Source organism: Kribbella sp. NBC_01510, assembly GCF_045040325.1.
In the GTDB taxonomy this organism is placed as follows: domain Bacteria; phylum Actinomycetota; class Actinomycetes; order Propionibacteriales; family Kribbellaceae; genus Kribbella.
Map to the genome: position 1 here is coordinate 3,686,402 of NZ_CP109418.1, position 23,481 is coordinate 3,709,882.

The following is a 23,481-nucleotide window of genomic DNA, read 5'->3' on the forward strand; positions in this document are numbered from 1 at the left end:
GACCACTGACTACTACCCGTTGCTCGGTACGGTGCCGGGCTTGTATTCGGCGATAACCACTCCAGTGGTGGTGGTTTCGGAGTGGGTGAGGGTGAGGGGCTGGTGCAGGTTGCCGAAGAGGTGGCGGCCGGTGCCGAGCACGAGCGGGTGGATCAGCAGGATGTAGACGTCGATCAGCTCCGGGATGGATCGGACCAGTTCGCCGCTGCCGAGGACGATGAGGTTCTGCTCGCTCTTCAGCTTCGCGACGTCGTCCAGACCGATCACGTGGGTGTTGACCCAATCGGGGTCCGTCAGCGTCGACGAGACGACGTACTTCTGCTGCTTGTTCAGCGCGTCCGTGTAGGGGTTGTCCTCCTGCTTCGGCCAGAATCCCGCGAAGTCCTCGTACGTCCGCCGCCCGAGCAGCATCCCACCCTGGACCCCAGCCCGCCGCTGCAGCACACGCCCCATCGAGTCCTCGCTGTACGGCGTCCCCCACCCGCCGTACTGGAAGCCCCCACGCACATCCTCATCCGCCCGCCCCGGCCCTTGCATCACGCCATCCAACGTCAAGCTGCAAACCACCGTGATCTCACCCATAACTGCCTCCTTGGTCCGTGTTCTCGTCCTCTACACGAACCATGGGTGTGCAGATCGACAGGAGGTGTCGGTCAATTCAGCCCGGGCGAGCACTCAGTCCTGGCGTGTCGTGCCGTGAAGAGCAGACACCTCCTGTCGAACCTGCACCAGTCGCGCTCGTTGAGTCGGCCGAAGTCGTCAACAGGAGTGAAGAGTTTGAGGTCGCCCTAGGCCGGTCACGGACGGTGAGGAGGCTGGTTGCGTGCCGGGTGGAGGGGGAGCATCGTGGAGGTGTGGGTGCACCACTTGCCTGTTTGGAGTTCGGGCGGCGGAAGATCACCTAGTTTCGGAGGCGTCATGCCTGAGGCTGAGCACACGGTCCGGATCCAGCGGCCGCCGGCAGCCGTGTTCGCGTACTTCGCGGACAGCGAGAACGACCCGCAGTGGCGTCCCGCGGTCAAGGAGATTGCCCGGAACGGTCCGATCGGTCCAGGGATGACGTACCGGCAGCGGGTCGCCGGGCCGGGTGGCAGGCCGATTCCGTCGGACTTCCGGGTGACGGCGTACGAGCCGGACAGTCATCTGGCGTTCGAGGTCACGGCCGGGCCGGTGCGCCCGGTTGGCGACTACCGGTTCGAGCCGGTGGCCGACGGGACGGAGGTCACCCTCAAACTGTCCGCCACCCTGTCCGGCCTGAAGAAACTCCTGATGACCAAGCCGGTCCAGCAGTCGATGAACTCCGAGGTCGCCGCCCTCGACCGCGCAAAGGAGATCCTGGAAAACCAGGCGTGAGCCTGTACCGACGAACGGGTAGTGGTGCCCTGTTTCCCCTGCCACCCGTCTGCCACGCCGCTCGGTGTTCGGTCGATGCGGGGTACTACCCGTTGGTCGGTACGCCGTCCGGCCGGCCTGTCCCTGTTCCGGCGGCTGACCGGAGGGAGTCCAGGTCCGCGTGGCAGCGGGCTTCTACTTCGGCGAGTTCGCGGAGGGTTTCGTCGATGTCGTGGCGGCGTTGTTCGAGGTCGGCTCGGCGGTGGGTGATCTGGGTGAGGAGGTACTCCAGTTGGCCCTCCTCGCCGGGTTCGGCGTCGTACATGTCGACGATGGTGGCGATCTCGTCGAGGGAGAAGCCGAGGCGTTTGCCGCGCAGGATCAGGCCGAGGCGGACCTTGTCGCGGGGGTGGTAGACGCGCAGGGTGCCGCGGCGCTCGGGCGTGAGCAGGCCGCGGTCCTCGTAGAACCGGATCGTCCGCAGCGTGACGTCGTACTCGGCGGCCAGTTCGGCGATCGACCAGGTCTCAGCGGGCACCCGGATATTGTGCACACACCCCAGGTTGCTTTACGTTTACGTAAGCGTCAAGCACAAGGAGTGCCTCATGTTCGAGCTGTCCGAGGAACACCGCGAGTTCCGCCACAGCGTCCGCGACTTCGCCGAGGCGGAGATCGCGCCGCACGCCGCCGAGTGGGACCGCAAGCACTACTTCCCGGTGGAGGTCGTGCAGAAGATGGGGAAGCTCGGCCTGTTCGGCCTGACCGCCCCGGAGGAGTACGGCGGTGCGGGCGGCGACTTCACGAGTCTGTGCGTGGCGATCGAGGAGATCTCCCGGGTGGACCAGTCGATGGGCATCACGCTCGAGGCGGCGGTCGGGCTGGGGATCAACCCGATCCTCACCTTCGGCACCGAGGAGCAGAAGGCCACCTGGCTGCCCGACCTGGTCGCAGGCCAGAAGCTGGCCGGGTTCGGGCTGACCGAGCCCGAATCCGGGTCGGACGCGGGCGCGACCAAGACGCGCGCGGTCCTCGACGGCGGCGAATGGGTGATCGACGGCTCGAAGCAGTTCATCACCAACTCCGGCTCCAGCATCACCTCCTGCGTGACCGTGACCGCGCGGACCGGCGAGAAGGCGGACGGCAAGGCGGAGATCTCCACGATCATCGTCCCGAGCGGTACGCCGGGCTTCGTGGCCGAGGCGGCGTACGACAAGCTCGGCTGGCACGCCTCGGACACACATCCGCTCTCCCTCGTCGGCTGCCGGGTGCCCGAGGGGAACCTGCTCGGCCAGCGCGGCAAGGGGTTCGCGCAGTTCCTCGCGACGCTGGACGACGGGCGGGTCGCGATCGCGGCGGTCGCGCTCGGATGCATCCGGGCGTGCTTGGAGATGTCGGTCCAGTACGCCGGTGAGCGGCAGACGTTCGGTGGTCCGATCGGGCGCAAGCAGGGCGTCGCCTTCCAGATCGCGGACCTGAAGGTGATGGCCGACGCGGCCGAGCTGCTCGTCTACCGGGCCGCCGCACTGAAGGACGCCGGCGCCTCGATGGCCGACTTCAAGCAGGCCGCGTCGGTGGCCAAGCTCTACGCGACCGAGTCCGCGGTGACGGCGACGCGGATCGCCACCCAGGTCTTCGGCGGCTACGGCTTCATGGAGGAGTACCCGGTCACCCGGTTCTACCGCGACGCCAAGATCCTCGAGATCGGCGAGGGTACGTCGGAGGTCCAGCGAATGCTGATCGCCCGCAGCCTCGGCCTCCCGGTCGAATGATCCCTTGCGTCCGAAGAACTGTGGCCTATAACCCTCGCTTCTTCGGACGTAACAGGTAGAAAGGCAGATATGAGGGACCACTGGACCGAGGTGAAGGCAGCCCGCGAGGCGACGCTGGCGCCGCCGGAGAAGGCGGCGGCGAAGCTCGCGAGTCAGAACAAGCTGTACGTCCGGGACCGGATCGCATTGCTCGTCGACGAGGGCAGCTTTGTCGAGGACGCCCAGTTGGCGAACGCGCTGAACCCCGGCCTGCCGGCCGACGGCGTGGTCACCGGCCGCGCGCTGGTCGACGGCCGCCCGGCGCTGCTGGTCGCGAACGACCCGACCGTCAAGGCCGGCTCGTGGGGCGCCCGGACGGTGGAGAAGATCGTCCGCATCACCGAGGTCGCGCTCCGCGACGAGCTGCCGATCTTCTGGCTGATCGACTCGGCCGGCGCGCGGATCACCGACCAGGTCGACCTGTTCCCCGGTCGTCGCGGCGCCGGCCGGATCTTCCACAACCAGGTCGCGCTGTCCGGCAAGGTCCCGCAGATCTGCTGCCTGTTCGGCCCGTCGGCCGCGGGTGGCGCGTACATCCCGGCGTTCTGCGACATCGTGATCATGGTCGACGGCAACGCCTCGATGTACCTGGGCTCGCCCCGGATGGCCGAGATGGTGGTCGGCGAGAAGGTGACACTGGAGGAGATGGGCGGCGCGCGGATGCACACCAGTGTGTCCGGCTGCGGTGACCTGCTCGCCACCGACGACACCGAGGCGATCGACCTCGCTAAGCAGTTCTTCTCCTACCTGCCCGGTTCGTGGCAGTCGCGGCCTCCGTCGTACGACGCGTCGCCGCCGGCGCGCGACTTCACCCGGGATCTGGTGCCGGCCGAGGAGAGCGTCGGGTTCGACATCCACGACGTGATCGACGCGCTCCTCGACGCGGATACGTTCTTCGAGGTCAAACCGGCGTACGCGCCGGAGCTCGTCACCGGGTTCGGCCTGCTGGCCGGCCAGGTGGTCGGGATCGTCGCGAACCAGCCGGCCGTCAAGGGCGGCGTGCTGTTCGTCGACTCCGCGGACAAGGCGGCCCGGTTCATCTGGCTGTGCGACGCGTTCAACGTGCCGCTCGTGTACCTGTGCGACGTACCGGGCTTCATGATCGGCAGCGAGGTCGAGCGGGCCGGCATCATCCGGCACGGCGCGAAGATGATCACCGCAGTGTCGGAGGCGACCGTGCCGACGGTGTCCGTGATCGTGCGGAAGGCGTACGGCGCGGGGCTCTACGCGATGTGTGGACCCGGCTTCTCGCCGGACGCGTGTATCGCACTGCCGACCGCGAAGATCGCCGTGATGGGTCCGGAGGCGGCGATCAACGCCGTGTACTACAACAAGATCCAGGAGATCGCGGACGAGGGCGAACGGGTCGAGTACGTGTCCCGGCTGCGTGAGGAGTACGAGACCGACATCGACATCCTCCGCCTCGCCGCCGACCTCGTCATCGACGCCATCGTCGAGCCGGAGAACCTCCGCGACGAGCTGATCGCCCGCCTCGCCGCCGCCCAGTCCAAAGACCGGACATTCTCCCACCGCCGCCACGGCGTCCCGCCGGTCTAGAAATCCTTCAGCCGTTGGCCGATGCCCGCGAGATCGGCGACCAGACCATTGCGCCAAGTGCTCGGTGGTCGGCATGCGCTCATCCTTTCGTCCACCGATCGGTCACGCGAGCGGATTTGCCGGCGGTGGCCCGCTAGGGTGAAGTGTGTGACTGCAAACGATTTCGCGAGGAAGATCCGGGGCCGGGAGAAGCTGGTTGGTTACTGGGTGACGCTGGATGCGCCGCCGGCGACCGAGCGGATCGCGCGGCTGGGGTACGACTATGTCGTGCTCGACGGGCAGCACGGCCTGATCGGGTACCAAGGTCTGCTGACCGGGTTGCTCGCGATCGACGCCGGTGCGGCGATCGGCTCGGGTGAGACCGTCGGGCTGGTGCGCGTCGAGGCGAACGACCCGACTCCGATCGGGCGTGCGCTGGACGCTGGTGCGGCCGGCGTGATCGTGCCGCTGATCGACACCTCGGACGACGTGGCTCGGGCAGTCCAGGCGGCCAAGTATCCGCCGGTCGGCGGGCGCTCGTTCGGCCCGACGCGGGCGTCGCTGCGGATCGGTCCGGTCCCGGCCGACTCCAACGCTGCGACCGTCGTACTCGCGATGATCGAGACGCCGCTCGGCCTGAAGAACGTGGCGGAGATCTGCGTGACGCCCGGCCTGGACGGCGTGTACGTCGGGCCGTCGGACCTCGGACTCGCGCTGGGTGCCCGCTTCCCGGGTGACCCGGAGATCGACGGTCCGTTCGAGGAGGCGGTCGAGCTGATCGCCCGGACCGCCGCCGCGGCCGGGATCGCGGCCGGCATCCACACCTTCGACGGCGACTCCGCGAAGCGCCGGCTGGCCCAGGGCTACTCCTTCGCCACCGTCTCCTCCGACCTCAACCACCTCGAGGGCATCGCTGCCGCCCACCTGGACACGGCTCGTTCATAGGAACATGCAGGCGCCTTCTCGGGTTAGGTTCGGAAAGGACAGACCGAGGAGGGCCTGGATGAAGGCACCCGAGCGAGGGGCACTGCCGTTGGGGCTGGCGGCGACGCTGGGGCGGACCTATGGGCGGCTGACCGAGACCGTGCAGGGTTTGACCGACGCGGACTTCGAGCGGGAGACCAGATGCGCCGGTATGCCGGTCGGTCCGCTACTGGTCCATCTCCTGTACGACGCTCAGCGGGCACTGATCGCGTTCGCCAGCCCGGCCACCGCTGACCCGGATCGGGATTTCGTCACGTACTGGCAGGACTTCCCACCCCGGTCCGAGAGTGATGCGGAGCCGGATACGAAGTTCGTCCGTGGCGTCGCGGCGGCGTACCGGAAGCCTGGCCTGCTGGTCCAGCACTGGCGTGAGGTGTCCGAGGCGGCGGTGCGGGCCGCGGCGGTCGGACTGGCCGTGAAGGGTCATCGGATCGAGACGCAGGGCCATGTGCTGAACGCGAAGGACTTCGTCGCGACTTTGGTGCTCGAGTCGACGGTTCACCATCTCGACCTGATCGTCGGCCTGCCGGACGCGCCCGAGCCGGATCCGGAGGCGTTGCAGGTGACGGCCCGGACGCTGGACGGCCTGTTCGGCTCGGCCGCGTGGGACGTGATCGGCTGGGACACCACGACGTACGTCCTGAAGGCAACCGGCCGGCTGCCGCTCGACGAGGACGACGTGGACATGCTCGGCCCGCACGCGGACCGGCTACCGCTGCTGGGCTAGCTAGAACATTCCGGCGAACGGGTCGTCGAGGTCCTGCCAGCAGGTTGTGCAGTCGCTCGGGTGCCGCGCCGCGATGAGCGTTCGCGAGTACGCACATGTCGGCGTACTCGATCTGTCGTGCGGTCAGCTCCGCGACGTTGCGCCGATCCGGCATCAGCACACCTCGCCGAGGCAGCTCGTCCTGCTGCACGACCACGGTCACTGTGCTCGCGTCCGTCATGGCGTCGAGCACCGGCTCGCGGAGCGTCGTGGAGAGCCCGGCGAGCAGGGACAACGGAGTCTTCCCTTGGGCGGCGGTCATTCCCCGAGTATATGAAAACGATTTTCATCAGTCCAGACCCGGCGGCCGCGACTTTCCCACCACCACAGGAATTTTCCGGTGCCGGCACACAACGCACTTGAGTGGTCCTTGACGACAGGAGGTAATCGGGCGGACCGGTGGATCGTGAGCCTGAGCGGGCCGGTCCACGGGCGGCGGAGGGGCACTACCTCCTGTCGTCAGGCCGCGAATTCGGTGGGCGGGGGATCTGCGGTCTGGTAGGCAAGGGGTTATGGCGATCGAGATCGGGCGGTTCAAGGGTGGGTGGGACGAGCTCGTGGAGCTCCTCGACTTGGCGTTCGCGGCGCCTTGGACCGAGACGCAATTGGAGGCGGAGCGGCGCGTCTGGGAGGCCGACCGGAGCACGGCCGCGACCGACGACGGCCAACTGGTCGGGCACACCGGGGCGTTCTCGTTCCGGATGACGGTGCCGGGCGCGCAGGTGCCGGTGGGCGGGGTGACCCTGGTCGGGGTCCGGCCGACGCATCGGCGGCGCGGCATCCTGCGTGACCTGATGCGCGCGCAACTGACCGAGATCCACGAGGCCGGGACCGAGCCGCTGGCCGCGCTGACCGCGAGCGAGGCGGTCATCTACGGCCGCTTCGGCTACGGACTGGCGGCCGATCACCAGGAGATCGTCGTACCGAAGGTGTCGCGCGAACTGCGGCCGGTGGCCGGAATCGACGACGTACGGATCAGGTACGTCGACGTGCGCGAGACGCTGGCCACCTGCGCGGCGTTGCGCAATCGGCTCGCGGAAGAGCGGCCGGGGATGTTCCAGCACGACGATCGGTGGAACGAATACGTCATCAGTGAGAACGTGATGATTGATCCGGCGAACGGGTCGAAGCGCCGGTGTGTGCTGGCCGAGCGCGACGGCGAGGTGACCGGGTTCGCGCACTACCGGACGAAGCGCGCCGAGAAGGGGTACGTGCAGGTCGACCGCGTGCATGCCGTGGACCTCGCGTCGCATGCCGCGCTCTGGCGCTACCTGCTCGAGCCCGACCTGCTGAGTGAGACCCGCTGCGCGATGGTCGCGTCGGACGACCCGCTGCTCGATCTGCTGCTCGATCCTCGCGCACCGTCGCCGCGCACCTGGGACGGCCTGTGGGTGCGGACGGTCGACGTCGGCCGTGCGCTCGCGGCGCGGACGTACGCGCGGGACATCGACGTCGTTCTCGACGTCACCGACGGCTTCCTGCCGTGGAACGTGGGTAAGTGGCAGCTGTCCGGAGGGCCGGACGGTGCCACGTGCGAGCCGAGCACGCGCGCGGCCGATCTGACCGTCGATGTCCGCGAGCTCGGGGCCGTCTACCTCGGCCGGCCATCGCTGGCGCGGCTCGGCCGGGCCGGACTGGTCGAGGAGCACACGGCCGGAGCACTGGCCGCGACCTCGGAAGCGTTTTCCACATCTCGCCTACCGTTCCTCGACACGGGCTTCTGATCGGTTAGCCTTCCCAGATGCAGACGCAGCGTCGAGGCGCGCTCGCGCTGGCCGCGGTCCTGCTCGTCGGGGTCGCTGCGGCCGGTTTCGTGGTGCTTGCGTCGGCGGGCGGTCCGGTCCGGCCGCTGAGCGAGAGCACGCTGCGCTCGAGCCCGCGTCCACTGCCGACCTTCACGCCGACCCAGTCCGTGTCGGCGCCGACACCGATCGGGCCGCCGCGGCAGCGTCAGGTGAAGCCACGGCCGATGCCGGAGTGGCTGAAGGCCTTGTGGCAGGCGCTGGTCTACCTGGTGATCGCCGCGATCGCGCTGTTCCTGGGCCGGTGGATCTACCGCGTCATCCGCAAGGTCGAGTTGCCGCAGGCCGAGGTGGCCGACGCCGAGTGGGAGCGGGTGAAGGCCGAGCGGCTTGCCGAGGCGGTCGACACGGGGTTGTCCCGGATCGACTCCGGGACGGCGACCGATGCGGTGATCGCTTGCTGGGTCGCGCTGGAGGAGGCGGCCGCGTCCGCGGGGGTGGCCCGCGATCCGTCGGAGACCCCGGCCGAGTTCACCGTCCGGGTCCTGGGTGTCGGGGGGATCTCCGAGCCGCAGCTGAACCGCCTCGGTGAGCTGTACCGCGAGGCTCGTTACTCCACGCACGGCTCGTCCGAACCGGCCCGCACCGAGGCCCGGGCTGCCCTTCTGCGGCTGCGGGACGAGCTGGCTGTCGCACACACCGTGGAAGTGACGTCATGACGTCGTACCGATGGTCGCCGTTGGAGGAGAAGGGTCCGCCGCCGGAGCCCGGGAAGCGCCGGGGCCGGTCGATGCGGCTGAACAAGGTGCTTGTCCAGCATGTCGGGATCACCGTGCTGGCGAGCCTGCTGCTGGTCGGCGCGTTCGGGGCAGCGGGGATGGCGCCGCGGCCGTTGTGGTTCGTGGCCGCCGCCCTGGCGATCGGGTTCGGGTCGCTGGCGATCCGGCTGATCGCCCCGGAGGTACTCGAGACCAGCTGGCCGACCCGCCACGACGAGCAGCTGGCGGCGATGCGGGCCCGGAGCAACGACAACCGGACCCAGTTCATCGCCACCTGGCTGCAGGAGTCCAGCCGCGAGCGCCGGGCCGGCGAGGGTTCGCAGACGTTCGTCCGCCGGGTCCGTCCGCTGCTGCTCGAGCTCACCACCGATCGCCTGGTCCACCGCCACGGCGTCGATCCCACGCTCGAACCGGACCGCGCCCGCGCGATCACCGGCGACCGGCTCTGGGGCCTGATCACCGGCGACGAGAAACGTACCGCGTCCCTCGACGAGATCGAGTACGCGATCCACACCATCGAGAACCTGTGAGGAACTGTGACTGATCGCGAGCAGCCGCTCGGGGGAACTGGCCGCGAGCTGACGCTCGGTGAGGTGTCCGATCTGAGCCAGCGGGTGCTGGAGCGGGTGAGCCAGGCTGTCGTCGGCAAGTCCGAGGCGCTGGAGCTGGTGCTGGCCGGCATCCTCGCGGGTGGGCACGTGCTGCTGGAGGACTACCCGGGCCTGGCGAAGACGCTGGCGGCCCGGTCGTTCGCGCAGGCGCTCGGGCTGGAGTTCCGGCGGGTGCAGTTCACGCCGGACCTGTTGCCGTCGGACGTGACCGGCGCGTTCGTGTACGACCAGAAGGATTCGGAGTTCGTCTTCCGGCCCGGTCCGATCTTCACCGGCCTGCTACTGGCCGACGAGATCAACCGGACCCCACCGAAGACCCAGGCCGCGCTGCTCGAGTCGATGCAGGAGCACCAGGTCACGGTCGAGGGCCAGACCTTCCCGCTGCCCACGCCGTTCCACGTGCTCGCGACCGCGAACCCGGTCGAGTACGAAGGCACCTACCCGCTCCCCGAGGCGCAGCTCGACCGCTTCATGCTGCGGATCGGCTTCGGTTACCCGAGCGCCGCGGAGGAGTGGGAGGTACTGCGTCGCCGGATGAGCCGCCGGCAGGAGGACCAGACGGTCGACGCCGTCACCGACGCCGCCGGACTGCTCGCCGCCCAGCGCACCGTCGAGTCGGTCACCGTCGACGACACCGTCGGTCAGTACTGCGTCGACCTCGCGTCCGCGACCCGTCGGGACTCGCAGGTCCTGGTCGGTGCATCACCTCGCGGTTCGCTCGCGCTGCTTCTGACAGCCCGTGCGTACGCCGTGATCCACGGCCGGGACTACGTCGTACCAGAGGATGTGAAGGCCGTCGCCGTACCTGCCCTGGCGCACCGGATCACCGTGCGGCCCGAGCTCTGGCTGCACGAGGTCACCGGCGCGACCGTGGTGCGCACGGTGCTCGGCACGGTCGCGACACCGCCGACCGTGGTCGGCGCTTCCCGCTGATGAGGTGGCGACCGACCCATGCGCAGGTCCGCGCGATCTGCGCGGCCGCGGTGTTGCTCGCCATCGCGGTGCTGCTGCGGCGGCCGGACGCGGCGGTGTTCGGGCTGCCGCTGGCATTCGTCGCCGTGTGGGGGCGGTACTTCCGGCCACGAGAACAGCCCGAGGTGCGCACCGAACTCGATGCGGACGTGTTGTTCGAGGGCCAGGCGACGACGTACCGGCTGCGGGTGTCCGGGACCGTTGACCCGGACATCGATCTGATCGTGGCGGCGCTGCCCCGGTCCGAGTGGTTCCAGTACGACCCGCCGCAGGCGGCGATCGCGGAGCCGGTGACGGACGGCGCGGTGACGCTCGAGGTCGGGCTGCGGTCGAAGCGGTGGGGCCTGCGTGCGTTGGAGCGACCAACGGTCGCGGCGACATCGGCGCTCGGCGCGTACCGGCTCCAGGTGACGTCGGCGGAGCCGCTGGCGGTGACCACGCTGCCGTTGCGTGAGGGCTTCGAGGCGATCGACTCCGTACCGCGGCCGGCCGGACTGGTGGGACTGCACCGATCCCGGCGACCGGGGGAAGGGACCGAGCTGGCCGGTGTCCGGCCGTTCCGCACCGGCGACCGGTTGCGGCGGATCAACTGGTCCGTGTCCGCGCGGACCCGCGAGCTGCATGTGACCTCGACGTGGTCGGACCGCGACACCGAGGTGGTGATCCTGCTCGACACCGGCGGCGAGATCGGGATCAGCGAAGGGATCGACGGGCGGTCGAGCAGTCTCGACACCGCGGTCCGCGCGGCCGCGTCGATCGCCGAGCACTACCTGCGGCACGGCGATCGGGTCCGGCTGATCGACACCGGGAACCTGGTTCGCGGCGTACGCTCGGGCAGCGGTCGCGGGCACCTGCGCCGGATCCTCGACACGCTCGTCCACGCCGACCGCAAGGGCCGCCAGCAGGACGAACAGCAGTTGGCCCGGCGGAACCGGATCAGGTCCGACAGCCTGGTGCTGGTGCTCAGCCCGCTGCTCCGCCAGGTGATGCTCGGGTACGTCGTGACGCTCGTCCACTCGGGCTGCACAGTGATCGCCGTGGACACGTTGCCGCCGGACATCGCGTCGATCATCGACCTCGAGGAGCACGACTCGCGGACCTGGCCGCTGGCTTGGCGACTGCGTCTGCTGGAGCGCCGCCGCGACCTCGATCGGCTCAGCGATCTCGGCGTACCGACGGTGCCGTGGCGGGGCGCCGGGACCTTGGACGAGGTACTGCGGGACGCGTCCAGGCTGGCCTCGGCCCCGAGGATGAGATCATGACCGTCGCGGAAAGAATCAGCTCGTGGTTGGCGCAGGTGCGTGCGTCGGGGCGTGCTGTGCTGCTGGTGCGGTTGGTGATCGCGGCCGCGGGGACCGTCGCGATCGTGGTGCCGGCGGTGCAGTCGTGGGACCAGGCCGATCTGATCCCGCTGGTCGCGGTGCCGATGCTGGTGGCAACGGTGGTGTTGCCGGATTCTCCGGCGGGGTTGATCTTCCTGCTGGTCGTCCCGGCCGGCTGGTTGATGCGGGCGCCGGGCGAGCTGAGCTGGAGCCTCGCCGTCACCGCGATCGCGTTAGTGGTGGTGCATCTGGCGACCGCGTTCGCTGCCCAGGTCCCGTCGTACGCGCGGGTCCACCGGGACGCCCTCCGTCGCTGGTGGTTGCCCGGGGCAATCGCTGCGCTCATCGTCCCGGTGGTCGCGGTGGCGGCCGCGCTGGTGCAGGGCGCGGATGTGCCAGGCTCGCTGCTCATCACCGTCGGCGCACTCCTCCTCGCAACTGTGACCATCTGGTTCGCCGCCGGCCAAAAACTCGGCCGCGACTAGTACTGGAGGTAGCTACGTGAGCACCACTCCAGCGGCCGACGAGCGGACGCGATACTCCTCCCACCGTGCGGATGCTGTCGATGATCAGGCTTGGCCTGAGTTCGGCGAGCAGGTCCGAGGGCTGTTGGAGTCGGTCGGCGAGGTGATCCGTCCCGAGGCCGGCGAGGTGTTGTGGGATGCCGGCGACGGCTACGACCTGTACCTCGTACTCGCGGGTGCAGTCGGTCTCGTGGATCGGCGGGACGACCGGGTCGTGTTCGTGGTGGAAGCCGGCGACTTCGTCGGCGAACTCGGCATGCTGATGGGACAGCCGGCCTTCCTCGCGGGCGTCGCGATGCCAGCCAGTGTGGTGTTACGGGTGCCGATCGAGGATCTGCGACGGCTCGTGGCGACCTCCGTAGAGCTGGGTGACGTGCTGCTGTCCGCCTTCGATGCGCGACGACGCCTGCTGACCCGTACCGGCGAGGGCGGCCTTGTCCTCGCCGGCGACGACGACCGCGACCTGCACCGGCTGCAGCAGTTCGCCGAGCGCAATCACGTTCCCTATCGGACTGTGCTGCGCTCGAACCCGGCCGCTTGGGCCGAGGTCGCGGCGACGTGTGCACTCCCGGACAAGGGGACGGCCGTGGTGACCGGCCGACGTCGGATCCTCGCCGAGCCGACGACGCGCGAACTGGCTACCGCCATCGGTCTCGACCTGTGTGCGATCTCCGACCAAGCACGTTGCGATCTGCTGATCGTCGGCGCCGGCCCGGCGGGCTTGGCCGCTGCCGTGTACGGCGCATCCGAAGGACTCGACGTTGTCATCGTCGAAGACGTCGCTTTGGGCGGGCAGGCCGGCACGTCGTCGCGGATCGAGAACTACCTCGGCTTCCCACGCGGGATATCCGGCAGTGAGCTGGCTCGGTCAGCGATGCTGCAGGCGGTGAAGTTCGGGGCCCGGTTGGTCTCACCTCGCTCGGTGACCGAGCTCTCGCAGACCCCCGACGGATTCCGGGTCCGGCTCGATGACGAGCAAGATGTCGCAGCCCGGGCCGTTGTCATCGCCAGCGGTGTCCAGTACCGCCGATTGGGGATCCCAGGTGTCGCCGAGTTCGAGGGTCGCGGCGTCTACTACGCCGCAACCGAACTCGAAGCGCGGGCATGCTTCGGACGAAACGTGGTGGTGGTCGGAGGCGCCAACTCAGCCGGCCAAGCCGCACTGTTCCTCGCCCAGCAGGCCAACCAGGTACACATCCTCATTCGCCGCGACAGCCTCGCCGAGACCATGTCGACCTACCTCGAGCAGCGGATCGCTCACCACGAACGGATCACCGTCCACCCCCAGTCGCAGCTGACCTCCGTTGCCGGTGCGGACCGCGTCACCGAACTGACCTGGCGAGACGAGCGCAGCCAACAAGACGTCCGGCTCGAGGCAGGCGGATTGTTCTTGATGATCGGCGCGGTCCCACGCACCGCATGGCTCTCCGACGTCGGCGTAGAACTCGACGACAAAGGATTCGTCGCAACCCGAGGATCCTTCGAAACCTCCGTACCCGGCCTGTACGCCGTCGGCGACGTCCGCGCCGGCTCCGTCAAACGCGTCGCCTCCGCCGTCGGAGAAGGCTCAGTCGTGATCTCCGCAGTCCACTCCCACCTCGCCGGAACCCGCTGACAGAGCGCCGACTGGATCGGCGCCGCCGTTCTCGAGGATGGCCCGGTCGCGCCGGTCACCAGGATCGTCATGCCGAGGACTGTGCTCGCCACGTGCGCTTCCGCGGCCGCTCCTTCGTCGCGTCCGCTCCGCGCGCTCCCACCCACCCCAGGTTGCGCGCTATCGCGCTTCATCAACCACACCGTGGTTTTCGGGGCCTGCCTAACCCCACCGGGTGATGTGGTCGCCCAGGCGTGCTCCCGCGGCAACTGAGCTGTGTCAAGAATCTTGGACCAGTCAAGGCCGCAGAATGCGATCTCATCGATTCGGTTGATCGCCGACCCCACCACCTCCCGGAGGTTGGGACACCTTCTGGGGTGCTGGCACAAGAAATAACGGCTCTCCTGCTCAATGTGTGGGTGGTGGCCGACGTGCCGCGTCCTCGTCGGAGGCCGGATCCGTTGACCTGAGACAGCTTGTGGTGGGCGGGGATCTGCAATGTCAGGTCCCGGCCACCACGTGCTGTGTGAGGCCCCCGGGCCGACGGCGGGATCGTTGCGACCTCGGACAGGTACCGGGGACCGCGGACAGGGCACAACCTTTCCGACGACCCCAGTTGGTGTCCCAGGTCTCGCAGATCCGCACCGATCCCACCTCCGACGTGCCGCGTCCTCGGCGGAGGCCGGATCCGTTGACCTGAGACAGCTTGTGGTGGGCGGGGATCTGCAATATCAGGTCCCCACCGACCATGTCCTGTGTGAGGCCCCCGGCCGACGGCGGGATCGCTGCGAGCCCGGACAGGTACCAGGGACCGCGGACACGGCACAACCTGTCCGACGACCCCAGCTGGTGTCCCCAGTCCCGCAGATCCGCACCGATCCCACCGTCAACCCCACGAAACCCACCCCGACTCCCGCCTCGCCCGGCCCCCCAGTGCGGTCGGTTCGGTCCGGTCAGTTCGGTCCGGTCGGTCCGGTCAGTGCGGTCCGGTCGGTTCGGTTCGGTGCGGTCGATTGGGTGCGGTCGGAGGCTGATGGGGCGCAACTGGAGGCTGGGACGTGCAAGGTCGACAGGAGGTGTCGGCCCCAGCCCTGGCCGGGCCAGCCGATCTCAGGCGTGAATGCCTCGCCCGAGCAGCACCCCTGCACCGGCACCTCCTGTCGACCCTGCACATCCCAACCGACCCACACTCGCATCACCCACACATCCAGCAGAAGAGCCGAAATATCCCGTCCCGGCCCACCACCTCGCGCCCCACCCCCGACTGCGGCTCGCTGGCGGCGGTGGTGATGAAGAGACGGCGCTGACCACACTCGTCCTGTGGACCGGCCGCGTAGGTAGCGCGCGGAGCGCGCACGGCGCGCGTGGTAGCCCACATTCCTTCGTCGCGTCCGCTCCGCGCGGGCGGTGGCCCACACTCCTTCGTCGCGTCCGCTCCGCGCGGGCGGTGGCCCACACTCCTTCGTCGCGTCCGCTCCGCGGGCGGTGGCCCACACTCCTTCGTCGCGCCCGCTCTGCGCGGGCGGTAGCCCACACTCCTTCGTCGCGTCCGCTCCGCGCGCTCCCACCCACCCCAGGTTGCGCGCTGTCGCGCTTCACCGGCCAGACCGTGGTCCCGGGCTCGGTGGTTGGTTCAGCCCCACCAGGTGATGTGTTCGCGCACGATCGTCGCCGTACTGGGACCTGCCTGGCGTGAGCGCCGCTCAGGCTACACTCCCGTCGCGTGCAGGAGACGCGACTCGACACCGGTCGGATCCGGGCGGCTCGTCGGGTGATCGACCCGGTCTTTCTCGACACTCCGCTGTACCGCTGCGAGGCTCTGGAGCCCGCCCTCGGCTGCGCAGTGAGCATCAAGCTCGAAACCGCGAACCCGGTCCGCAGTTTCAAGGCCCGCGGCACCGAGCTGGTCGCGACCCAGCTCGCGGACAGTGGTTCGCGAGCCGTGGTGTGCGCCAGCGCGGGTAACCTCGGTCAAGCTCTCGCCTGGTCCGGACGCGGACGCGGGCTCGACGTCACCGTCGTGGCATCTCGCTTCGCGACGGCGGCCAAGCTCGATCGCATTCGCGCGTTGGGCGCCAAGTTGGAGCTGGTGGACGGCGACCACGAGCTGGCTCGCGAACGTGCGGCGGCCATCGCGCGGTACGACGGCATCCGGCTGCTCGAAGACAGCCTGGACCTCGAGACCTGCGAGGGCGCGGCAACTATCGGCCTGGAACTGGTGGACGCCGCGCCGTCGTTCGACACCGTGCTGATCGCTCTCGGCGGCGGTGCGCTGGCCACCGGCGTAGGTCATGTGATGAAAGCCTTGGCGCCCCAAGTCCAGGTGATCTGCGTGCAGCCGCTGGGCGCACCGGCGTTGACACACTCGTGGCACCAACGCCGTCTGGTCACCACCGACTCGACCGACACCATCGCCGACGGCGTCGCGGGTCGGTATCCTATCCCGGCCGTCCTGGACGACCTCCTCGTGGTCGCTGACGACGCCGTCCTGGTCCAGGAGACGTCGATCATCGCCGGTATGCGGCTGCTTCTCGAACACGCCGGCCTCGTCGTCGAACCGTCGGCCGCGCTCGGCATCGCGGCGATCCTCGAGGACCCCGATCGCTTCGCCGGCCGGCACGTCGTCACCATCGTGTGCGGCAGCAACGTCGACCTCGACGCCTACCACCGCTGGGTCGGCGCGACTCCCCTCCACAGACCGTGACACTCGCTCGGTCGGGTTGAGCCAACCATCGAGCCCGGGACCACGGTGTGGTCGGTGAAGCGCGATAGCGCGCGACCTGGGGTAGGTGGGAGCGCGCGGAGCAGGCGCGACGAAGGAGTGGCCGCGGGAGCAGGCGTGGGTTAGTCGGAGCCGAGGGTTTCGGTTAGTTCTTTGGCCCAGGGGAGGTTGATGGCGTCGGGGCCGAGGACCTGCATGGCTGACATGACGGTGAGGAGCATGCCGGTGGCCAGGAACTCGCGGACCTCCTCGGGCGATGCGCCGGTGAGTTCGCGGACCAGGCGGTAGATGCCGCCGAAGCGTTCACGGACGCAGTCGCCGATGGCAGGTTCGCGGCTGGCGGAGAATCCGTGCAGGAGGACCAGCAGGAGCTCGGGCTCGGACAGCAGCCGTTTGTAGTTGCGGCCGAGGTGGTGCAGGTCGGGCGACTCCGCGGCCGCCTCGCGGAAGATCTGTTCGATCCGCTCGCAGACTGACTGGACCGCGGCGACGAACAGCTGCTGCTTGGTCCCGAACAACCGGATCACGTAGGGCTGCGAGACTCCCGCCATCCGCGCGATCTCGTCCGTCTTGGTGCCCTCGTAACCAGATGCGGCGAACGCCCGGACCGCCGCCTCCAGCACCTCCACACCCCGCTCCTTGGCGGTCAGTCGCACCTTCGTCGCCATGCGAGCTCCTCTCGTCGCTTGACATGTTATCAGCGGATGCATACTTTGGTCTCAGCGACTTGTTATCAGTCAATTACAACTAGGAGATTGAGATGTCGCCGACCGCTCTCGATGAGCCGCTGCGGACCGGGCGAACCCGCAGCTACGGGCTTGGCGCCGTTCTCGCCGCGGTGGGGATTCCCACCTTCATGGTCACGCTGGACAACCTGGTCGTGACGAACGCGCTGCCCGTGATCAAAACCGAGCTCGGCGCGTCGCTGTCCGATCTGCAGTGGTTCGTGAACGCGTACACGCTGTCCTTCGCCGCCTTGCTGCTGACGATGGCGGCCATCGGCGACCGGCTCGGCCGGCGGCGGGTATTCCTGGCCGGGATCGCTCTGTTCACCCTGGCCTCGGCGGCCTGCGCGATGGCGACCGAGCCGTGGATGCTGATCGGGTCGCGGGCGATCCAGGGTGTCGGCGCGGCGGCCGTGATGCCGTTGTCGCTGACGTTGCTGGCCGGCGCCGTACCGGACAAGATGCGCAGTGCCGCGATCGGGATCTGGGGTGGCATCTCCGGACTCGGTGTGGCCGTCGGTCCGGTCGTCGGTGGAGCCGTCGTCGACGGCTTGAACTGGCAGTGGATCTTCTGGCTGAACGTGCCGGTCGGTGTGGTCGCCGTACTGCTCGCCGCGCGCGTTCTGACCGAGTCGAAGGGTACGGCGAAGCGCCTGGATCTGATCGGGTTGGTCCTGGCAGCGGCCGGCGTACTGTCGATCGTCTGGGGTGTCGTGCACGGTGCCAGCGACGGCTGGACGTCGGGTAGCGTCCTGGGCTCGCTGGTCGCCGGTGTGGCGCTGCTGGCCGCGTTCGTCGGCTGGGAGCGGCGTACGGCGGCTCCGATGCTGCCGCTGCGGTTGTTCTCGGTCCGGGCGTTCAGCGTCGTGAACTTCACTTCGTTCACGTTCTCGGTGGGCGTGTTCGGCTCGGTCTTCCTGCTGGCGCAGTTCTTCCAGGTCGTGCAGGGCTACAGCCCGCTGGAGTCGGGCGTCCGGACCCTGCCGTGGACGATGGCGCCGATGGTGGTCGCACCGATCGCCGGCCTGATCGTCGACCGGGTCGGGCCGCGCCTCCTGATCACGACCGGACAGGTGCTCCTCGCCGTGGGGCTCGGCTGGCTGGCTCTGATCACGACAGCCACGACACAGTACGGCGAGATGGTCATCCCGTTCGTCCTGGCCGGTGTCGGGATGGGGCTGACCTTCGCGCCGGCGGCGAGTGTTGTGATGGCGAGTGCGTCCGACGCCGACCGTGGCGTGGCATCCGGCACGAACAACACCATCCGCGAGGTCGGTGTCGCGATGGGTGTCGCCGTCCTGGCCTCGGTCTTCGCCTCGGCCGGCTCCTACGAGTCCCCGGCCCAGTACGCCGACGGACTGGTCCCCGCGGTCTGGACCGGCGCCGCCATCGTCGCCGTCGGCGCGGTCGTCGCACTCCTGCTACCCGGCCGCAGCCGCACCGCTTAAAGTGTCGGCGTGCTGGACGCTGACGACGTACGACGGATCGCGCTGTCCTTCCCGGAGACGGTGGAGAAGCAGCGGTGGGGGCATCCGACCTTCGACGTGGCCGGCCGGATGTTCATCACGGTCCCGGACGATCAGACGTCGTTCGCGGTGCGGTGCCCGCGGCTGGAGCGGGAAGAGCTGATCGCGGCGGAACCCGAGAAGTTCTGGGTTCCGCCGCACGAGGCGGGTTCGAACTGGGTTCGAGCCCGCCTCGCCGCGCTCGAGGATGCCGGCGAACTGCGCGACATCCTGCTCGACTCCTGGCGGCAGGTCGCGCCGCCGGAGCTGACCTAACTGACGTTGGCCGGTGAGGCCGCGAACGTGTTGCAGGACGCGGGATTCGCGTTGGTGAAGGACTTGCCCATGAAGCGCGCCTGGCTGGCGACGCTGCCGTGGTCGCCCTCCTCGGGCTTGTCGCCGGCGGTGACGACCCACTTCTTCCACACGCTGAGCATCAGGCCGTTGATCGGGTAGCTGCGCTTGTTCGCGGCCAGGAAGACACCGGCGAAGCAGTTCGCCTGCAGCTCCATCCGGCGCGTCATCCGCATCTGGCCGGCGTAGTCGGTCTGCTCGTACCGCATCTTGCTGGACGCCTGCAGGATCCCGGTCATGTACTGCACGCTGTGCCCGTACTCGTGCGCGATCGACCGCGAGTACCACATCCGGGCGTAGGCCTTGGACTCCGCGTCCGGGTACTCGTTGTAGGTCTTCACGAAGACGTCGACCTTCATGTACATCATGTGGTTGCCGGAGCAGTAGAAGGGGACGTTCACCGGTCCGTCGCCGCACGGGCTGTGAACACTGGTGCCCGACCAGTAGAGCATCTTCGGCGCCCGGAAGGTGTAGCCCGCCTTCGCAACCAGCGGCGCCCAGGACTTGTCCAGGCAGGGCTCGATTGCGGCCCAGTACGCCGCCGCGTTGTGGGCGTTGGTCGGCCGGACGCGGGGCTCCTTGCAGTTGACCGTGCGCATCTGGCCGACCTTGTAGAGCGCGTTCTTGGCGACGATCGTCGAGTCGGACGGACCCTGCGTGGACGTCGAGGTCGTCGTGGTCGGCTCACCGGTGGGCTCTCCGGTCGGCTCCGACGTGGTGGTCGGCTCCGGTGTGTACCGGCGCGAGCTGACCGGCGGCGTGTAGGTGCTGTCGGCGTTCTTCTTGATCACGCCGAAGGCCCACGCGCCGACGACGGCCACGCCGACGAGGCTGAGGATCGCGATCAGCGGGCCCTTGGACTTCTTCTTCGGCCGCTGCGGCTGCCAGCCCGGCTGGAACCCGTGCCCACCGGGTCCACCCGGACCGGGCGGCGGCCCGAAGTTGGGTCCCCAGCTGAATCCGGGTCCTTGCTGTGGCGCCATCGAGTGCCCGTACTGCGGTACGCCGTACTGGCCCGGCGGCGGACCGTAAGGACCGGGCGGCGGGCCCGGCGGCGGACCAGCTGGTGGACCAGGCGGCGGACCCGGCTGCTGGTACGGCGGGTACGGCTGATTCTGGCCGGGCGGTCCGCCGAACGGTGTCTGGCTCAACGCCGTTCCCTTCTCGAAGCAACGCTGCACGTGGACAGCGACCGCCCACAGTATCGGCAACAAACAGGTCAGCTCAGCGGCCCCCCGCGGGGTAGGGTCGGCCAGGTGACCGAAGCCAGCATCCCGGCCAGTACGCCGAACAGCCCGATCGACCAGCTCGCCGACCGGCACCTCGAGCAGTACGTCGCTCTGTCGCCGACCGCCGCCACCTTCATGGGGATCGCGGGCCACGACCACGAACTGCCGGACTACACGCCGTCCGGGTTCGAGGCACTGGCCGAGTTGACCCGGCGGTCCGTCGCCGCAGCGCAGGCGATCGAGCCCGGCAGTCCGCGCGAGGAGGTCGCCAAGGACGCGTTCCTGGAGCGGCTCGGGCTGGAGCTCGAGCGGTTCGAGGCCGGCGTCCCGCAGCACCAGCTGAACGCGATCGCCTCGGTTCCGGCCGAGATCCGGCAGGTGTTCGACTTGATGCCGACCGCAACGGATCAGGACTGGCAGACCATCGCGATCCGGCTCAGCCAGGTCGGCACGGCCCTCGACGGGTACCGCGACACCCTGCTCGAGCAGGCCGGCAAGGGCCGGGTGTCGGCGCTGCGCCAGGTGAACGACCTGGCCGCCCGGATCGCCAGCTGGACCGGCGCCGACGGTGACGACTTCTTCGCCGGCCTCGCCGCGCAAGCGCCGGACCACGCGGTCAAGGCGACCGTGGAGGCCGCGGCCGCGTCGGCGCGGAAGGCGTACGAGGAGTTCGGCGCCTGGCTGACCGCCGAGCTCGCGCCGCGGGCGCCGCAGCGGGACGCGTGCGGCCGCGAGGTGTACGAGCTGGCCTCGCGCGACTTCCTCGGTGCGGCGATCGACTTCGAGGAGACCTACGCCTGGGGCTGGGAGGAACTGGCCCGGATCGAGACGGACATGCGGGCGATCGCGGCCGGCCTGAACGGCGGCGACCGCAGCATCGAGGCGGCCGCCGCGCTGCTGGACGAGGACCCCGGCCGCAAGATCCACGGCAAGGACGCGTTCCGGGACTGGATGCAGCAGATGTCCGACGCGGCCGTGGCCGAGCTGGGCGGCACGCACTTCGACATCCCCGCCGAGATCCGCACGCTCGAGTGCATGATCGCGCCGACCTCGGACGGCTCGATCTACTACACGCCGCCGAGCGAGGACCTGACCACCCGGCCGGGCCGGATGTGGTGGGCGGTGCCCAACGGCGTCGAGGACTTCGCCACCTGGCGTGAGGTCACCACGGTCTACCACGAGGGTGTGCCCGGGCATCACCTCCAGTGCGCGCAGACGATGCTGCGCACGGACCTGCTGAACCGCTGGCAGCGGATCGCCTGCTGGGTCTCCGGTCACGGCGAGGGCTGGGCCTTGTACGCCGAACGCCTGATGGAGGAACTGGGTTACCTGGAGGACCCCGGCGCGCGCTTCGGCATGCTCGATGCGCAGGGTTTCCGGGCGGCCCGGGTGATCGTCGACATCGGCATGCACCTGGAGCTGGAGATCCCGCGCGACAACCCGTTCGGCTGGCATCCGGGCGAGCGGTGGAACGCCGACCTCGGGTTCGAGTTCCTGCGCGCACACTGCCGGATGGAGACCGAGTTCCTGCGGGCCGAGCTGAACCGCTATCTCGGCTGGCCCGGGCAGGCGCCGTCGTACAAGGTCGGGGAGCGGATCTGGCTGCAGGCGCGCGAGGAAGCCAAGCAGCGCAAGGGATCCGCGTTCGATCTGCGGACGTTCCACTCGCACGCGCTGAACCTGGGGTCGATCGGGCTGGACCCGCTGCGGCGGGCCCTGGCCAAGCTGTGAAGCCGCGGTTCGTCCTCGCCTCGGCCTCGCCGGCGCGGCTGCAGACGATGCGCGGCGCCGGCGTCGAGCCGGAGGTGATCGTCTCGGGCGTCGACGAGGACGACATCACCGCGGAGACCCCAGGCGAGCTCGCCCGCCTGCTGGCCACGCTGAAGGCGCGCGCCGTCGTCGCGAGCCTGGACGACCACGCGACCGTGCTCGGCTGCGACTCGGTCCTCGAGTTCGACGGTGTCGCCTACGGCAAGCCCGGTACGCCGGAGGTCGCGGGCGAACGGCTCCGGTCGATGCGCGGGCGCTCCGGCGTACTGCACACCGGTCACTGCCTGATCGACACGAACTCGAAGCAGGAACTCCGCGAGCTCGCGTCCACCACCGTCCACTTCGCCGAGCTCACCGACGAGGAGATCGACGCGTACGTCGCGACCGGCGAGCCGCTCGTGGTCGCCGGTTCCTTCACCGTGGACGGTCTCGGCGGTCCCTTCGTCTCGGCCATCGAGGGCGACTACCACAACGTCGTCGGTCTCTCCCTGCCGCTGCTCCGCCGGATGCTCATCGAGGTCGGCATCCCTTGGCCCGCCCTCTGGCAGACCGCGACCCCGTTCACGTACGACGAGTCCGTGGCGGCGACGTACGACGAGACCCGCGGCGGCGCCACCCGCGCCCAAGCCGCCGCCGAGGCGGTGGACTCGCTGCTGCCGAAAGGCGGCCGCGTCCTCGAGCTCGCCGTCGGCACCGGCATCGTCGGCGCCGAACTCGTTGCCCGAGGCAACCTCGTGCACGGTGTCGACCTGTCCACCGCGATGCTGCGCCAGGCGCGGATCCGGCTTCCTGGTCACGTCGCGGCCGCGAGCGCGACGGAGCTCCCGATCGCTGACCGCCGCTGCGACGCGGTCGTCGCGATCTGGCTGCTGCACCTGCTCGACGACAGCGAGCCGGTCATCGCCGAGGTCGCGCGGGTGCTGCGCCCGGGCGGCGTCTTCATCACCACGACCGAGAAGTCCGACGCCGGCCGGTACGCCGACGGCCGCGTCCCGGACGAGTCCCGCGCCCAGGACGCGCTCACCCACCTCGTCGCCCAGGCCGCCCGCCACGGCCTGACCCTCGACGGCGCGACCACGTTCCCCGGCCCACTCCGCACCACCGACCAGATTCCGCTCTACCCGCTGGTCCGCTTCCGCCGTACCTGACGCCTTTGACCAGTGACTGGCCTGCGCCCGGTTGTGGGGTGGCTGTGTTTCGGGTGTG

At 69.3% G+C, this 23,481-nt stretch carries 21 protein-coding genes; 17 read left to right on the plus strand and 4 right to left on the minus strand.

Translation table 11 applies throughout. The annotated features are described in order from the left end of the window. Positions 1-12 precede the first annotated feature (12 nt). The gene (locus OG558_RS18330; protein WP_405071338.1) at positions 13-582 is read right to left on the minus strand and encodes a dihydrofolate reductase family protein; all 570 of its coding nucleotides are present in this window, start codon (positions 580-582) and stop codon (positions 13-15) included. A 336-nt stretch (positions 583-918) separates the two neighbouring features. On the opposite strand from OG558_RS18330, the gene OG558_RS18335 reads away from it, so the two are divergent. Next, positions 919-1,353, plus strand: coding sequence for an SRPBCC family protein (locus OG558_RS18335; RefSeq protein WP_405071339.1), 435 nt, complete (start codon positions 919-921; stop codon positions 1,351-1,353). Positions 1,354-1,438: 85 nt separating this feature from the next. On the opposite strand, the gene OG558_RS18340 is transcribed toward OG558_RS18335, so the two are convergent. Continuing rightward, positions 1,439-1,870: a MerR family DNA-binding transcriptional regulator gene (locus OG558_RS18340; RefSeq protein ID WP_405071340.1), complete on the minus strand. Its 432-nt coding sequence runs from the start codon at positions 1,868-1,870 to the stop codon at positions 1,439-1,441. Between the two features lie 67 nt (positions 1,871-1,937). Between OG558_RS18340 and OG558_RS18345 the strand changes: the two genes are divergently transcribed. The 12 genes from OG558_RS18345 (at position 1,938) to OG558_RS18400 (ending at position 16,674) form a co-directional block, all read left to right on the plus strand. Further along, positions 1,938-3,101 (plus strand): acyl-CoA dehydrogenase family protein, encoded by a 1,164-nt coding sequence (locus OG558_RS18345; RefSeq protein ID WP_329484550.1) that lies wholly within the window; start codon positions 1,938-1,940, stop codon positions 3,099-3,101. Between the two features lie 69 nt (positions 3,102-3,170). Beyond that, entirely contained in the window at positions 3,171-4,697 is a 1,527-nt protein-coding gene (locus tag OG558_RS18350; protein WP_329484551.1) for an acyl-CoA carboxylase subunit beta, read from the plus strand. 147 nt (positions 4,698-4,844) lie between these two features. Further along, the gene (locus OG558_RS18355) at positions 4,845-5,621 is read left to right on the plus strand and encodes an HpcH/HpaI aldolase/citrate lyase family protein (protein WP_405071341.1); all 777 of its coding nucleotides are present in this window, start codon (positions 4,845-4,847) and stop codon (positions 5,619-5,621) included. A gap of 58 nt (positions 5,622-5,679) precedes the next feature. Next, positions 5,680-6,387, plus strand: coding sequence for a maleylpyruvate isomerase N-terminal domain-containing protein (locus tag OG558_RS18360; RefSeq protein WP_405071342.1), 708 nt, complete (start codon positions 5,680-5,682; stop codon positions 6,385-6,387). 551 nt (positions 6,388-6,938) lie between these two features. Beyond that, positions 6,939-8,150 (plus strand): GNAT family N-acetyltransferase, encoded by a 1,212-nt coding sequence (locus OG558_RS18365; protein WP_405071343.1) that lies wholly within the window; start codon positions 6,939-6,941, stop codon positions 8,148-8,150. Between the two features lie 17 nt (positions 8,151-8,167). After that, positions 8,168-8,887, plus strand: coding sequence for a DUF4129 domain-containing protein (locus OG558_RS18370; RefSeq protein WP_329484556.1), 720 nt, complete (start codon positions 8,168-8,170; stop codon positions 8,885-8,887). Beyond that, positions 8,884-9,477, plus strand: coding sequence for a hypothetical protein (locus OG558_RS18375; RefSeq protein ID WP_405071344.1), 594 nt, complete (start codon positions 8,884-8,886; stop codon positions 9,475-9,477). The genes OG558_RS18370 and OG558_RS18375 overlap by 4 nt, the downstream gene beginning before the upstream one ends. A 6-nt stretch (positions 9,478-9,483) precedes the next feature. Continuing rightward, positions 9,484-10,491, plus strand: a complete 1,008-nt coding sequence (locus tag OG558_RS18380; RefSeq protein WP_329484558.1) for a MoxR family ATPase — start codon at positions 9,484-9,486, stop codon at positions 10,489-10,491. Continuing rightward, positions 10,491-11,792 carry a DUF58 domain-containing protein gene (locus tag OG558_RS18385; RefSeq protein ID WP_329484559.1) on the plus strand — a complete coding sequence of 434 codons (1,302 nt, stop codon included), beginning with the start codon at positions 10,491-10,493 and terminating at the stop codon, positions 11,790-11,792. Before OG558_RS18380 ends, OG558_RS18385 begins: the two co-directional genes overlap by 1 nt. Then, positions 11,789-12,337, plus strand: coding sequence for a hypothetical protein (locus tag OG558_RS18390; protein WP_405071345.1), 549 nt, complete (start codon positions 11,789-11,791; stop codon positions 12,335-12,337). The genes OG558_RS18385 and OG558_RS18390 overlap by 4 nt, the downstream gene beginning before the upstream one ends. Before the next feature lie 16 nt (positions 12,338-12,353). Beyond that, on the plus strand, positions 12,354-13,991 hold the full coding sequence (locus OG558_RS18395; protein ID WP_405071346.1) for an FAD-dependent oxidoreductase: 1,638 nt from the start codon (positions 12,354-12,356) through the stop codon (positions 13,989-13,991). Positions 13,992-15,693: 1,702 nt separating this feature from the next. Continuing rightward, complete coding sequence (locus OG558_RS18400) at positions 15,694-16,674, plus strand: threonine/serine dehydratase (protein ID WP_405071347.1); 981 nt, start codon at positions 15,694-15,696, stop codon at positions 16,672-16,674. 140 nt (positions 16,675-16,814) lie between these two features. Here OG558_RS18400 and OG558_RS18405 read toward each other — a convergent pair whose 3' ends face one another. Continuing rightward, positions 16,815-17,360, minus strand: a complete 546-nt coding sequence (locus OG558_RS18405; RefSeq protein WP_329484564.1) for a TetR/AcrR family transcriptional regulator — start codon at positions 17,358-17,360, stop codon at positions 16,815-16,817. A 92-nt stretch (positions 17,361-17,452) separates the two neighbouring features. Here OG558_RS18405 and OG558_RS18410 point away from each other — a divergent pair, with 92 nt between their 5' ends. Together OG558_RS18410 and OG558_RS18415 are read left to right on the plus strand one after the other, a co-directional pair. After that, a complete protein-coding gene (locus OG558_RS18410; protein ID WP_405071348.1) occupies positions 17,453-18,865 on the plus strand; it encodes an MFS transporter in 1,413 nt (470 codons plus the stop codon). A 9-nt stretch (positions 18,866-18,874) separates the two neighbouring features. Beyond that, complete coding sequence (locus OG558_RS18415; protein WP_328523738.1) at positions 18,875-19,198, plus strand: MmcQ/YjbR family DNA-binding protein; 324 nt, start codon at positions 18,875-18,877, stop codon at positions 19,196-19,198. Here the strand turns inward: OG558_RS18415 and OG558_RS18420 are convergent. Further along, entirely contained in the window at positions 19,195-20,427 is a 1,233-nt protein-coding gene (locus OG558_RS18420; protein ID WP_405071349.1) for a neutral zinc metallopeptidase, read from the minus strand. The two genes, OG558_RS18415 and OG558_RS18420, sit on opposite strands and share 4 nt — an antisense overlap. 105 nt (positions 20,428-20,532) lie before the next feature. On the opposite strand from OG558_RS18420, the gene OG558_RS18425 reads away from it, so the two are divergent. Continuing rightward, positions 20,533-22,236 carry a DUF885 domain-containing protein gene (locus OG558_RS18425; protein ID WP_405071350.1) on the plus strand — a complete coding sequence of 568 codons (1,704 nt, stop codon included), beginning with the start codon at positions 20,533-20,535 and terminating at the stop codon, positions 22,234-22,236. Next, the gene (locus OG558_RS18430; RefSeq protein WP_405071351.1) at positions 22,233-23,423 is read left to right on the plus strand and encodes a Maf family nucleotide pyrophosphatase; all 1,191 of its coding nucleotides are present in this window, start codon (positions 22,233-22,235) and stop codon (positions 23,421-23,423) included. The genes OG558_RS18425 and OG558_RS18430 overlap by 4 nt, the downstream gene beginning before the upstream one ends. The last annotated feature ends 58 nt before the right edge of the window (positions 23,424-23,481 follow it).